Consider the following 13,797-nt stretch of genomic DNA (forward strand, 5'->3'; position numbering starts at 1 on the left):
ATCCGCCATTAAATTAAAAAATAAATCAGTATTTTATTTTTTAATTTAATGTTCACTGACCGAACGAGGCATAAAGCTTGTAATGTAAAGGCGAATTGTACTACAGTTTTTGCCATTACTAGTACCCTACTAGGTAATGACTATTCGCTTTGAAAATTTAACTTTTTAATTAATAAGTAAAAAATTGTAATGTGGGCTGTATTTTTAATTGTTTAAAAATATTGTTAAAAGCGCAAACAATAAAAATAATAAAGGCATAAAAAATTTAGCATGGCTGGTCAAAAAAATAATTTATTAAATAAAAATAAAAAATATTTATGGAGGAAAATAAAAAGTCACTCGTCTTTGTTCTGTGTATGGCCAAAAACTATACGCAAGGAATATTTAAATTTGCCGCTTTGTTTACCTATTTATGTACTGGTTTTTAGCTTACTCACCACCGAGGTAAAAGCGAGTACTGTAAACGATAAAGCAGTGTTTAATATTCCCAGACAAAGGGCCGATTTATCGCTAATAAATTTTGCCGAGCAAGCCGATATTACTTTGCTTTTTCCGCTGGATAAAATTCAGCAGTTACAAACAAATACTATTGCTGGCGAGTATTCAATAATAAACGCGTTACATATTTTACTCGATGGCACAGGGTTGCAACCGCATGTTAGCGAAGATGGGCAAATATCTATTTTAATAGACCCAAGTTTCGAGAGAACTGACAACATGGCTAACTATAAAAAAAATGGCGTGTCGAGTGCTGTACTAGCCGTACTAAGCACAATGACAACGCTTCCTGCAGTAGCAGAGACAGCAGCACAAGAACCAGAAATAATTGAAGTACGTGGAATTAGAGGCTCGCTTGGTCGAGCTATGGATGCAAAAAGAGAAGCGGGTGGCGTGGTCGACTCCATCTCAGCTGAAGATATTGGTAAATTTCCTGACACAAATTTAGCTGAGTCTTTACAGCGTATTACCGGGGTTTCAATAGACCGTTCAGGCGGCGAAGGGCAGCTCATTACGGTACGTGGTTTTGGCCCGCAGTTTAATACAGTCCTGGTAAACGGACGCCAAATGGCATCTGAAAACCAAAGCCGTGCGTTTAGCTTTGATACTATTGCATCAGAGCTGGTTAAAAGCTTGGATGTATTTAAAACCTCAACAGCCACAAAGCAGTCAGGCGGTATTGGTTCAACAGTTAATGTAAATACAGCGCGACCATTTGCAATTAGCGGTTTTAAAGTTGCGGGCAGTGTTAAAGGTATTTACGATGAAAATAGTGAAGAAACCACGCCTGAAATTTCAGGCTTAATTAGCAATACGTTTAATGATGACACACTAGGTGTGTTGTTTGCTGTTTCTCGCCAGGAGCGCGAAACACGCTTAAACCAGGCACAGGTAGACGGTTGGTTAGAAAACGTGGGTGTCCCAAATCCGCAAACTCAAAGCGGGCAAGCATATACCGGTAATATTTTTTCGCCGCGTAACTACGATCATAAAGTCACTACAGAAACACGTACACGTACTAATGCAAACTTAGTTATACAATATGCACCTTCAGATGATTTAGTTATAACAGCCGATGGGCTTTATTCTGATTTTGATGTTGAAGCTGACACCACGTCTTACGGGCATTGGTTTACAGCGCCAAACTTAGAAGGCTTTGGCGGGGCTGCAGGGCCAACTGTGGACCAAAATGGCACAGTGGTAGATTTATATCAAGAGGTAGGCCTTGCTACCGATATGCACGCTAAAAAGTTTGATCGCTTAACAAGCTCTAGCGCACTAGGCTTAAACTTTGATTGGCATGTAAACGATAACTTAAATATGAAATTTGATTTGAGCCATTCAAAAGCCGAGCGTGAGGCTAATAACGGCGGTGGCGATCAGTTATCGTTGATTGGCTATGCTAACCGAGTTCGATTTGAAGTAGATGGTGGCATACTACCTTACGCAAGTGAGTTTGCCTCTGCTAATCCTAATATTTATAGCGGTCAGCAAGAACTTGATGGGGTTGCTTATAACCCAGCAGTTACGCCTGATGGTGTATCTAATCATTTAGATACCGCCAATAGTCGAGCACACGTAATGCTTCGTCGTGGTTGGGCTGTAGAAGATACCGTGGATCAGTTTCGTTGGGATAGCATTTGGCATAACGATGGTAGCTCAGGCTTAGTTTCGGTCAAGTTTGGTGCTATGTATTCAACTGAAACTAAAAACCTTGATCGTTGGGATAACGAAGGTGTTGGTATTCACTGTACTTTTTGTGGTTACCCGGATAACCCAAGCATGGATGGCTTAGCACAATTTGTATTTGATGCAGGGGATGACTTTTTAGGCGATGTAAGCGGCAGCGGTCGTATGCCAACGTCATGGCTTGCACACGATGGCGAAGCAAACTTTGCGTACCTTGAGCAAATAGCTGCGGCGAATGGTCAACCTATTAGTTTTGATGCAGTTAAACGTAATAAGTCGTTTGAGATAACTGAAGATACTTTCTCGTTTTATACTGAGTTTGATTTTGAAGCTGAGCTTGCAGGCATGCCTTTATACGCAACAGCGGGCTTTAGATACGAAAGCACTGATGTAAAAGTAAAGGGGACCGATGAGCCAGTTAGTGCTTTAACCATTCTAGATAAAACAGAAATGCTTGCTAACTTTGGCGCGGTAGAAAATATTTCAGCCAGTTCAGATTATGAAGCTATTTTACCTAACTTTAGTGTAAAGCTTGAAATAAGCGATGAGCTAATAGCACGTGCCGCTGTATCGCAAACAATTACACGGCCAACACTCGATAGTATGTCGCCTGTAACAGTCATTGAAACAACTCGCCAAGGCGGCAATTTAACATCAAGCTCTGGTAACCCTGCACTTGAGCCATTTACCTCTGATAATTTAGATTTATCATTAGAGTGGTATTACGCGGATGCTAGTTATTTATCTGCGGGTTACTTTAGAAAAAACGTTGCTAACTTCATTATTAATACGACCGAAGACTTAACTTTTGAGTTGTCTGGTGGCGGATTGTTAACTGACCCCTCAACAGGTAATGATGTAGACAACCCTGACGCTGCCGACTCGACGGCTGTATTTACTAATACATTACCCAACAATAGTGAATCGGCGATTGTTGATGGCTGGGAAGTCGCCTTACAACATAGTTTTGATAGTGGCTTTGGTTTTATGGTTAATGCAACATTTGTAGACAGCGATGCAGAGTTAGACTCTGCAGATATAACTCAAGTTTTTGCATTAACAGGCTTAAGCGACTCTTATAATGTGGTTGGCTTTTATGAGAATGGCCCATTTCAAGCGCGTTTAGCCTATAACTGGCGCGATAGCTTTGTACAGTCGCTAACACAGCTAAATGGTGATGGTGTAACCATTGTAGAAGATTACGCACAACTTGATGCTAGTGGAAGCTATGACATTACCGAAAATGTATCGGTATTTTTTGAAGGTATTAACTTAACCGAAGAATACGTGCACAAGCGTGGTCGTTTTTCTAATCAATTATTGTTGGTTGAAGATAGCGGGCGACGTTTTGCGTTAGGTATTCGCGGTAGTTTTTAACTTTAATTAATAAAGTGGCTTTTACATTTAGTAATGGCCACTTTTTAACTATGCCTTTATAGGTAACAAGTATGAACCAGCAAGATAAAAAAATAAAAACAGTGGTTGTCGTTGGTGGGGGTATAGCGGGCTGGCTAACAGCCGGTCGATTAGCGGCGCACCATAAAAGTAATACCCCGGATGGTCTTAATGTTGTACTCGTTGAATCTCCTAACGTACCAATTATAGGTGTTGGCGAAGGCACTTGGCCAACAATGCGCAGTACTTTAATAGCGCTTGGCATTAGCGAAACCGACTTTATACGTGAGTGCGAAGCAAGCTTTAAGCAGGGGGCAAAATTCGCCAAGTGGGTGGATGGCAGCAATGATGATTTTTATTATCACCCATTAGTTTTGCCACAGGGCTTTTCAAAAACAGATATGGCAGGCCATTGGTTAAATAACACCGCTGAGCCAGCATCTTTTTCAAATGCAGTGTGTTACCAAGAAGCTATTTGTGAGCAAGGGCTTGCTCCTAAAACAATTCGCACCCCAGAATACGCAGCTATAGCCAATTATGCCTACCATTTAGACTCTGCAAAATTTGCCGTTTTTTTACAAAAGCATTGTACGCAGCAGCTTGGCGTTAAACATATTTTAGCCGATGTGATGCAGGTTAATAGTGCTAATAATGGCGATATTGCAAGTGTTACCACAAAGCAACAAGGTGAAATTAGCGGTGATTTATTTGTTGATTGCACCGGCTTTTCTTCATTGTTATTAGGTGAGCATTATAAGGTTCCTTTTAAGCCGTGCGATGACGTGCTATTTATTGATACCGCCTTAGCAGTGCAAGTCCCTTATGATAATGAAGATGAGAGTATTGCATCTCACACAATCTCAACAGCGCAAGAAGCGGGTTGGATATGGGATATAGGATTACAGCACCGCCGTGGTGTAGGTTACGTGTATTCGAGTAAATACAGTAGCGAAGCTCAAGCACGAGAAAAGCTTAAAGCGTATGTGGGCGATAAAATAGAGTCGTTAACAGTTAGAAAAATCCCTATTAAAAGTGGCCATCGCTCACACTTTTGGCAAAATAACTGTGTTGCAGTTGGGCTTTCGGCTGGTTTTTTAGAACCACTCGAAGCTTCTGCATTGGTATTAGTAGAAATGTCAGCACAGATGATCAGCGAACAGCTCCCCCATACCCGAGATATTATGGATATTACCGCCAAACGCTTTAACGAGACGTTTACCTATAGGTGGGAAAAAATAATCGACTTTTTAAAACTGCATTATATTTTATCAAACCGTGACGATAACGCATTTTGGCGCGACAACAGAGACCCAAAAACGATTCCTCAAAGCTTACAAGATCTAATGAAGTTATGGCAATACCGCGCTCCTGCTGACCACGACTTTACAAGTAATAATGAGGTGTTTCCAGCGGCGAGTTATCAATATGTTTTATACGGTATGGGCTTTAAAAGTGATTACAGCACAACTGCCTATATGCTTAAAGACACTGTTTTCGCTAAAAGTCAGTTTGATAAAAATAAGAGCATGATAAACCAAGCAGTCACTAACTTACCCAGTAACCGAGAGCTGCTTAATAAAATCAAGCACCATGGTTTTAGTGCTATTTAGCTTAAAAATTTACGCATAAAAACAATAAAGAGACACGCATGGAAAATTTAGTCGCATTAGAGCAAAGTGCTCATCAGCATATAAAAATAGACACACAAAAAGCACAATCACACGCTAAAAACCTTAATATGATCCCCGTTGTTATGGCGGAGCTTAGCCAAATTGCCGTTCAGCAGCCTATAGTTTTTGCAAAAAACTCAGAAACAGGCGAGTTTACACTCAATGCTTTATTAGGCTTTGAGCAGCATGAGAACTTGTTTTATCAGCAATCACAGTGGCAGGGCGTATATTTACCGCTTCAGTTACAGCGTCAGCCATTTTTTGTTGGTGATACGCATGCGCAGCAAACGCAATACCCTGTGTGTATTAATTTGAATAGCCCTGCAGTAGTTGATAACTCTGCGCAAAGCGAAAATAATTTAGAACCAATTTATACCCAAAGCGCAGAAGAAAGTGGCTATTTTAAACAAATAAAGCAGTGTTTAGGGCATTTACTACAAGGCGAATTAGACAATAAAAAGTTAATCGCTGCGTTGTTAAAGTATGAACTACTACAGCCATTATCGCTTGAAGTAACGTTTGAAAATAACCAAAAAACAAAGTTAAACGGCCTATACACTATTAATCAAGACAAACTCGCACAACTTAATAGTGAGCAAATTACGATTTTACATCAAAGTGCTTTATTACCTGCCATTTATACAGTAATAACCTCACTTGGCCAGATATACCCATTAATAGAGCGTAAAAATGCGGTGCTTAATTTAGCCGATGATTGATTTTACACTTAACAAAAATATGGTGTTACAGATACACACTGTAGGGGAGGAAAAAACCCCAATTATTGTTATTGATAATTTTGTAAATAATGTAGATGCACTTATTAATTTTGCTGTGTTTTCTCAAAAAGCGAGGGAAACATTTTGCGCACAAGAAAGTGATTTTTACCCAGGAGTAAGAAAAGCAGCACCGCTTAATTATATAGAGCAGTTAAAAGCACTGGCTCCAATTATTAATTCACACTTTGATATGGCAGATAAAAGCGAGTTTGATGTAATACTTTCTGCCTTTTCAATTGCATGTACTGAGCCTGATGAACTCAGGCCAATACAGATGCTTCCCCATTTTGACACATCCAATATGAACCAACTCGCTATGGTGCATTTTTTATGTGATGAAACACATGGGGGTACTTCATTTTATAAACATAAAGCCCTAGGGTATGAACGCATAACAAAAGAGCGACTCATGCCTTATAGGCAAGCTATAAAGCAACAAGCCATGGCGCAAAAGCTTCATAAAAACCCACATTACATAAATGGCAGCACAGTTTTGTTTGAGCAAATTTCCAGTGTAGAGGCAAAGCTAAATCGAGTTCTTATATATCCAAGCAACTTATTGCATTCAGGTAATATAAATGCGGCTAACGGTTATGCCTGCGATCCAATTAATGGGCGTTTAACTATTAGTAGTTTTGTGGTCATGTGCTGACTATTAATGTGTTGTTTGCAGCGGCTAGACGCTAATTTATATGATTATAAATTGATTTTTATAAATGGTTTTTAGAATTCATATATCTTAAAGTTATAAAAGGTGATTTATTGCCACCTCTTTTATGAAATAAAACACTTTAAATTTACCTAAAATGTTAACAAAAGATGACAAAGATAAAATAATATTCTATTGTAAAATTGACTGTATATTTTTTGTTCTTCTTAGAGTGGGTGTAAAAATTAAGATCTACTAAGTTGTATGTTTTCGCAATAAATATACATTTGTAATCTACCTAGTTACTTTAATTAAAAGGGATAATTTATGAAAAACATTTTAGTTATTACATTAGCAGCAACAGTGCTTTTAGGCTGTTCAGCAACAAGCAATATTTCACTGAAAGAAAAAGACCAAGCATATGCAAAGTACTTGTCTGAAGAAAACTTAGCAGGTGAAGATAAAATCAATAGCTTTAGGTTTAAAGGTTGGAAACCACTTTCTGATAAATTCTTAATTATTTCAGCGGCACATAAAAAAGATTATTTGATTGAAACCCAGGGCACTTGCCATGACCTAAATGAATCTCATGGAATTGAGTTAAACCGATTTTCTAATTTTGTTATACATAAGGAAGGGGATTCAATTTCTACCATTGAACAACCTACAAAAAAATGTTTTATAAAATCGATTTACCCACTTACTGCTGGCCAAACAGAGCATTTAGAAAGCATAGGAAATCCTATCCAAAGTTGAATTTAATAACAATAATAGTTGACCTTTTAAGGTCAACTATTATTTAAGAAACGTTGAATAAACGCACTTTTAGTTCTAGATTTAAAATCAAAAGCGCATGCCAAGTTAATGTTACGCCTCGTAAATACCTAAATCATAAACTCTTCAAAGTACTCTTTTTGTAGCTCTATAGTCAGTGCTTTAGGGCGAATGCCTTGTACTAGGCTGTATACCTCTTCTTTTGTGTAACCTGCCGAATTTAAAATAAGTGCAGCCACCAACCCTGTGCGGCCAGTGCCGCCTTTACAATGTATGGCAATGGTTTGTTTTTGCTGTATGGCTTGTAGTATGTCTATTTTGTGGGTGTTCCAGCTTGATGTAAAAGGCTGCTTTGGGGCTTCGTCGTCATTTATAGGTAAATGAAACCAGGTTATATCATGCTTATTGCACTCAGTATTAATTGTTTGTACGTTGTTTTTTTCAAGTTCTTGTTGCGGCATAAGCGACAGCAGCATGTGAGTGCCAGCGGCTTTTAATGTAGCGATTGAATCCGCTAGGTTTTGCGTTTTTGTACCAGGGCAAGGCGTAAAAATAATATTTGCGCCGTTATTGAGTGATAAAACATCGTACGGGTGCGCGCTCATGGTAAGTCCTTTATTTTTAATAAATTTACTTTTATATGCTCACTATAGCGCGTTTTAGTTACAAGTTTAAGATTGAATAATAAGCACAAATGCTAGATACTGTTTTTATATACAGGTGTGGCGATGTTATGAAAAAAGAATTACCAGCAAAATACTATTTAGCGCATTTTAGAGAACTTATTGAGTTTGTAACAAGTAAATGTATACATTTACTTGAGCCCAAGCACAGCCAATTTATTAGTAAAATTAACCAACTAGATGAGCAAAGCCAATGCATGTTGGCACGCGTGTATTCGCGCAAGCCTTATTTAGTGCAGGCGCAATCGCTCAATTATGAAGAAATAACCTCGCCGCATCAGGCTATTTATACCCTAAAAACAGCGGGTATTTTATATGAGCCAAACGCGCAGCATTACACGCTTCTTATAGCGCATTTAACTAAGCCCATGCTGGTGGAATTACTAAGTAATTACAGTGAGCAAGTAAGCTTTAAAAAAAGCGCAGCTAAAGGGGAGTTGGTCACTATTGCGTGCCAATTTTTTAGTGAGCGGGCAGATGATCTTGCCCCTTTATACAGCCAGTATGTCATTAATAATCGTGAAGATTATTACGAGTATTTTGAGTTTTTATTTGCAGGGCGCTTAAGTAGTGGCGATGTAAATCATCAAAACCGCTTTGTTATGCGAGATTTAGGGTTAACCGCTACCCGCGAAGGGCACAGCGAGAGCTTGTCGCGCTTTAATACATTGGCTGAGGCGCAATCTAATTATGTTTTAAATCTTTACCGTTTAGCGTTTAAAAACATAGGCAAAACGGGTGGTAATGCAAAAGCTGAAACCTTGGATAACATAACGCCTTACACCGAACTTGCGCATTTAGTATTAGTGCAACCGGCGCACGGTGCACAAGCGCACGATATTAAAAATAAACTGCTGGTTAGGCTGTATAAACAACTTAAAAATACCGATAGCGAATTTGCCTTTAGCTTACTTGAAGGCTGCACCGATTACGCCGAAGCCCAAGAAATTCAAATAAGAGAGCAATACCGCTTAGGTAATAAAGAATGGGTAAAAGCGCAGCTAGAACAAATTATAGAAAACCCGCTTACCGACGATTTACTGTACTTTGCTGACGACTTTTTAATGCGTAAGTTTAATAAACAAACGCGTTCGCGCTTAAGCACTATGCTAGCCGACACCCAATGTGTACTTGAAATTGACGAAATTTACCGAGGCGATGTAGAGCAAGGCGTAAATGAGCATTATACCGCAAAAGGGTTAACGGTTTTTAATACGGAAAACACCTTATGGCAAAGCTTATTTGGTTTAGTATTTTGGCACGAGTTGTTTATAGAGTCGCCTTACCCGCCGTGTAATGAATTTGATATTTACCCGCAAGTTTTGCAGCTTGGTAATTTTTATGAAGCACAAAGCACGCAAATTGACGCACGTTTAAAAAGCTGTAGTACTAATCAGGCGCTGCTCAATTTGGTATGTAAACATGCAGCGCAATACTTTGAGCAGCCCAACGGTTTATTTAGATGGCGCAGCAATTTATTAGAGCCACTAGAGGCGCTTATTTTAAACAGCCCGCTTGAAGCTTTAATTGCTCATTTAACGGCCATGAGCAAACAGTATTTGCAGCTAAAAGATGGCTACCCCGATTTAATGGTCATTAATAATGGCCAAGTACATTTTGAAGAGGTAAAAGCCCCGGGCGACAAGCTTAGGCGCAACCAACTTACCACTATTGATAATTTAAAAAATGTAGGCTTTACGGTACATATTGCCGCAGTTAAATGGTTTGTAGACCCTAACCGTGTTTTCAGCATCGTTGATATAGAAACCACCGGCGGCTTAAAAGGGGGTAACCGCATTACCGAAATTGGCATAGTTAAAGTACAGCACGGTAAAGTAATAGATACCTGGACGACACTTGTTAACCCGCAGCGCCATATACCCGGCTTTATTACTAAGCTAACCGGCATAAGCGATAACATGGTTTATAACGCGCCTGTATTTGCCGAGATAGCACAGCCATTATTAGATAAACTCGCAGGCAGTATTTTTGTAGCTCATAATGTAAACTTTGATTACGGCTTTATAAAAAAAGAGTGCGAGGTTGCAGGGCACTTTTTTAAAATGCCAAAAATGTGCACCGTGGTTGAATCGCGCAGAGCGTTTAAAGGGCTAAAGTCGTATTCGCTTGGTAACCTTAGTGCGCATTTTAATTTAAATTTAACCAGTCATCACCGTGCATTGGCCGATGCAACTGCCACTGCTGAGCTTTTATTGCTGTTACAAAATAGTGAAACGCTAACGCAGTAGCGTATTATCTTTTTTTAAGTGTATGAAACTTAAATAATAAATAGTTTTATTATAAATTTTTAATTTATTGTGGAATAAAGTGTTTTTGTAAATCGTCTTCTTTATGTCAATCCGACAAACTAGAGGACTAAACAATGACTAAATTAAATAAAATTGTAAGCGTAATGATGTTAAGCGGTGTGTGTACTTTTACAGGTGCAGTGCACGCCGCTGATATTGAAATATCTCAGTCAACGTCGGCGCAGCAACAAACATCTACATCTATTGCGCTTTCACAAAACGGTTTAGCAGCCAGTGGTAGCAATAACACAAACGTATCTAACGATACACAAGTAACGGCTGATGACTCGCAAAGCACAGGTTCAACGGCAAATAACACACAAACTCCAGCGCAAGAAAGCAGCGAGGCCGCAGAGCCTGCAAATTCATTAGTTGCATCTGCAAGCGGATCTTTAAATAACGCATTAAATGCATCGGCATCGTCTTTAAATGCCACAGGCAATACCACAGTTAATACAGCGCTTGATGCAACATCGCAGTTAACCTCATCGGCAGGTAATTTAACGACGGCTCTGAGTCAGTCGTCATTACTTTCTGTTACGTCTGATCAAGGCGCTCAGCCTGATACAACCGATACACCAACAGATGCCTCTTTACTTTCAAATGTGAGTAGCACTACCGATTCAGTAACACAAGCTGATGCAACGAATGCGCTTAATGCGGGTGAGCTTACAAACCAGTTAGCAATTACTAATATGGCTGCAAACTCAGTGAGTTCCGCACTGCAAGTGGGTGATGCAATTAATACCAGTAATGAAGTAGTAAGCAGTGTTCAGCAATCTTTAATTGCCAGTGTGCAAGATAGTACGGTTAGCAGTTTACAAAGCACGGTACAGCAAAGTGTTAGTGGGCAGGTGAGTGCAGCGGTCACTGATCAAATTAGTAACGATGTAGCACTTAGCACCGCAAGTGAAGTAGTAACCAACATTACTAACGATTTAGACCTAGGCCTTTAATACGCCCTAAGTGTGTTTGCACAAATGCCGAATAGGGAAACCTATTCGGCCTGTTGGAGAATAAATATGAAAGCAGTTATAACCGCCACATTGTGTGTTTTTAGTGCCCAAGCGGTCCTTGCACAAACTAAACCCTTTAAAAGTAGTTTTGAGCTAAATGCCGATGCAGAAGTTGGGGTATTAAGTAACTCGGCGCTCTCTGTTCAGGAGCTTGACGATATTTCGTCGCAAAGCGACAGCGGCATAAAAACCGCAGCAGGTGTTAATGCAAAATGGCAATTAACAAAAAGCGCCAAATTAACCTCAAGCTATAAGTTTGAACAACAAGACTACGATGAGTTTGATCAATACGATTTAGACCTGCATCAATATGGTTTAGATGGTAGTTATAGCTTTAATAGCCATGAGGTAGGGGTTCGTTACGATGGTGCAAAAGCAAATGTAGATGGCGATACATTTTTACATTTTAATCAAGCCAGTGCTTATTATGGCCATTTTTTAAACCCGCATACGTATTTGCGTATGAGCATAAAAACCAAAGCTAAACGTTTTGCTACTGCAAAAGCACGTAATGCCGATGGTGTAGGTGCCGATGTAGCGCTTTATCATTTTATAAATAATGGCCAAACCATGCTAATGGCAGCGCTAAGTGCTGATAAAGAAAACGCCGACGACAACCAATATGACTTTAATGGCTACGGTTTTACTACTAAAGTTACGCACAAATTTACGGCCTTTAATGTGGCTAACAAAGTGGGGGCCGGCTGGCGTTATCAAAATAAAGATTACGATGAGCAAACAACGGATGATTTTTTTGAGCAAATACCATCGCGAGATGAGCACCGCAATGTAATTAATGCGTTTTATAACGTAGCTGTATTTGAGCACGTAACACTCATAGCCGAGGCTGAATATGGCGATTACCAATCAAAGCTTAGTAGTAATACCTATACGCAGTCGGTTTTATCTGCGTCAGTTAAAGTGCACTTTTAGGTGGGTAAATGGCGCCATAACCAAAGGTGGTGTCTTTGCCTTGCTCGCCTAAATCTTTGGCAAGCGATGTAAGTTCTTTAAGTGCTTTGGTTTTATTATTACCATGCTTTAACAATAAACAACTTAATGCCGCGCTTACATGCGGCGCCGCCATTGATGTACCCGACTCCCTTCCAAATTTTCCATTGCCTTGGCTTGTAACAACATTTACACCAAAGGCTGTAAAGTCTATGTAATCACCTTTATTTGACCATCTATAAATTTGGTTTTTTGAATCAATAGCACTTACCGCTATCACGCTTTTATACGCACCTGGGTATAACGGCTGCGACGCTGGCCCTTGGTTACCCGCAGCAGCTACAATTAATACGTTTTGTTTTATTGCAGCAGTAATACTTGCTTCTAAAACTGTGTTATTTGGCCCTGTTAGGCTCATATTTATTACGGGTATTTTATTACTAACTAACCAGTTAAGCGCCTCTACTATGGCAAATAAAGTAGCCCCTTGGGCATATTCAGATTGCCTATAAAACACCTCTGCACTGTAAAGCTTGGCACTGCTTAAAAGTGGGCTGAGTTTTGCTCCTTTACCCGTAATTAAGCCCGCTATGGCGGTGCCGTGTAAATTTGGCGAGCTTAACCCTTGTGGTAAAAAGCTTTGTGTGATGATATTTGCGCCTTTAAAAGCACTGTGTTTGGTATTAATGGCGCTATCGATCATGCCGATTTTTACGCTTTGTGTGCAGTAGGGCGCAATAGGCTTATTTTGCGTTACTTTAATGGTAGGCTCGCCTGTTTGCGCTTGGTAAATGTGGTTTCGGTCAAGTATTGCAGACTCATCTAAGTTAAGCGCTTTTAATAACTCACTTTTAGAATTAACACCTTGAGGGACGGTAAAGCGCACTAAGCTCATATTAAGTGCGTTGTAATTTTTTACCGATACAATCGTTATATTTTGCTGTTTTAGGGTATTAAGTTGTTGGCTATTTGCCATTAATAACCATTGGCGCTCTATTGCTCTAAAGCCGTTTTCTAGTTCTACTTCAACAAATGCGGTGTTTTGGCTATCTATATTGATGTTAAGCACATTAGGTAAATTGGTAATTGGCTCACTTATTTGCGCTTTTAGTTCATCAATCGATATTTGTGGAACAGGCACCGGAAGCGGCAGGCGTTGTGCACGCTCTATAGTTTGTTCAATACGCTGCTCTATTGGGTTTAGCTGCCCAAGCACCTGATCGACTTTTACTATATTGGCTGAGCTCGTTGCGCTAAATATGCAAAGCGAGGCGGCTATTATGTGTTTAACGCGGACTTTTTTCATGTTCATAGTGGGTTACTTATTTTTTATTACACTGTTAGTTAACGTTTAACACATAGAAATATTTCATTATTCAAATTA

Annotated in this window: 10 protein-coding genes; 8 read left to right on the forward strand and 2 right to left on the reverse strand. The window is 39.5% G+C overall.

What is annotated here, in order from left to right; translation table 11 throughout:
• The first annotated feature begins 270 nt into the window (after window positions 1-270).
• The 5 genes from KZZ04_RS09305 (at window position 271) to KZZ04_RS09325 (ending at window position 7,436) form a co-directional block, all read left to right on the forward strand.
• Entirely contained in the window at window positions 271-3,564 is a 3,294-nt protein-coding gene (locus tag KZZ04_RS09305; RefSeq protein ID WP_219422545.1) for a TonB-dependent receptor, read from the forward strand.
• A gap of 71 nt (window positions 3,565-3,635) precedes the next feature.
• On the forward strand, window positions 3,636-5,192 hold the full coding sequence (locus KZZ04_RS09310; protein WP_219422546.1) for a tryptophan halogenase family protein: 1,557 nt from the start codon (window positions 3,636-3,638) through the stop codon (window positions 5,190-5,192).
• A gap of 38 nt (window positions 5,193-5,230) precedes the next feature.
• Window positions 5,231-5,971 carry a SapC family protein gene (locus KZZ04_RS09315; protein WP_219422547.1) on the forward strand — a complete coding sequence of 247 codons (741 nt, stop codon included), beginning with the start codon at window positions 5,231-5,233 and terminating at the stop codon, window positions 5,969-5,971.
• Window positions 5,964-6,683, forward strand: coding sequence for a DUF6445 family protein (locus KZZ04_RS09320; RefSeq protein WP_219422548.1), 720 nt, complete (start codon window positions 5,964-5,966; stop codon window positions 6,681-6,683). The genes KZZ04_RS09315 and KZZ04_RS09320 overlap by 8 nt, the downstream gene beginning before the upstream one ends.
• 324 nt (window positions 6,684-7,007) lie before the next feature.
• Entirely contained in the window at window positions 7,008-7,436 is a 429-nt protein-coding gene (locus KZZ04_RS09325; protein WP_010557150.1) for a DUF6491 family protein, read from the forward strand.
• 128 nt (window positions 7,437-7,564) lie between these two features.
• Here KZZ04_RS09325 and KZZ04_RS09330 read toward each other — a convergent pair whose 3' ends face one another.
• Window positions 7,565-8,059 (reverse strand): dual specificity protein phosphatase family protein, encoded by a 495-nt coding sequence (locus KZZ04_RS09330; RefSeq protein ID WP_219422549.1) that lies wholly within the window; start codon window positions 8,057-8,059, stop codon window positions 7,565-7,567.
• A gap of 89 nt (window positions 8,060-8,148) precedes the next feature.
• On the opposite strand from KZZ04_RS09330, the gene KZZ04_RS09335 reads away from it, so the two are divergent.
• The 3 genes from KZZ04_RS09335 to KZZ04_RS09345 all read left to right on the forward strand — a co-directional run bounded on the left by KZZ04_RS09335 (window position 8,149) and on the right by KZZ04_RS09345 (window position 12,395).
• The gene (locus tag KZZ04_RS09335) at window positions 8,149-10,386 is read left to right on the forward strand and encodes an exonuclease domain-containing protein (RefSeq protein ID WP_219422550.1); all 2,238 of its coding nucleotides are present in this window, start codon (window positions 8,149-8,151) and stop codon (window positions 10,384-10,386) included.
• Between the two features lie 134 nt (window positions 10,387-10,520).
• Complete coding sequence (locus tag KZZ04_RS09340; protein WP_219422551.1) at window positions 10,521-11,402, forward strand: hypothetical protein; 882 nt, start codon at window positions 10,521-10,523, stop codon at window positions 11,400-11,402.
• A gap of 66 nt (window positions 11,403-11,468) precedes the next feature.
• A complete protein-coding gene (locus KZZ04_RS09345) occupies window positions 11,469-12,395 on the forward strand; it encodes a hypothetical protein (RefSeq protein ID WP_219422552.1) in 927 nt (308 codons plus the stop codon).
• On the opposite strand, the gene KZZ04_RS09350 is transcribed toward KZZ04_RS09345, so the two are convergent.
• The gene (locus KZZ04_RS09350; protein ID WP_219422553.1) at window positions 12,379-13,725 is read right to left on the reverse strand and encodes a S8 family serine peptidase; all 1,347 of its coding nucleotides are present in this window, start codon (window positions 13,723-13,725) and stop codon (window positions 12,379-12,381) included. The two genes, KZZ04_RS09345 and KZZ04_RS09350, sit on opposite strands and share 17 nt — an antisense overlap.
• Between the last annotated feature and the right edge of the window lie 72 nt (window positions 13,726-13,797).

The sequence above is a fragment of the Pseudoalteromonas sp. CR1 genome (assembly GCF_019392235.1).
Classification (GTDB): Bacteria; Pseudomonadota; Gammaproteobacteria; order Enterobacterales; family Alteromonadaceae; genus Pseudoalteromonas.

Coding starts and splice junctions, on each gene's coding strand:
- KZZ04_RS09305 (WP_219422545.1), top strand. CDS start 271: ATGGCTGGTCAAAAAAATAATTTATTAAATAAAAATAAAAAATATTTA.
- KZZ04_RS09310 (WP_219422546.1), top strand. CDS start 3,636: ATGAACCAGCAAGATAAAAAAATAAAAACAGTGGTTGTCGTTGGTGGG.
- KZZ04_RS09315 (WP_219422547.1), top strand. CDS start 5,231: ATGGAAAATTTAGTCGCATTAGAGCAAAGTGCTCATCAGCATATAAAA.
- KZZ04_RS09320 (WP_219422548.1), top strand. CDS start 5,964: ATGATTGATTTTACACTTAACAAAAATATGGTGTTACAGATACACACT.
- KZZ04_RS09325 (WP_010557150.1), top strand. CDS start 7,008: ATGAAAAACATTTTAGTTATTACATTAGCAGCAACAGTGCTTTTAGGC.
- KZZ04_RS09330 (WP_219422549.1), bottom strand. CDS start 8,059: ATGAGCGCGCACCCGTACGATGTTTTATCACTCAATAACGGCGCAAAT.
- KZZ04_RS09335 (WP_219422550.1), top strand. CDS start 8,149: ATGCTAGATACTGTTTTTATATACAGGTGTGGCGATGTTATGAAAAAA.
- KZZ04_RS09340 (WP_219422551.1), top strand. CDS start 10,521: ATGACTAAATTAAATAAAATTGTAAGCGTAATGATGTTAAGCGGTGTG.
- KZZ04_RS09345 (WP_219422552.1), top strand. CDS start 11,469: ATGAAAGCAGTTATAACCGCCACATTGTGTGTTTTTAGTGCCCAAGCG.
- KZZ04_RS09350 (WP_219422553.1), bottom strand. CDS start 13,725: ATGAACATGAAAAAAGTCCGCGTTAAACACATAATAGCCGCCTCGCTT.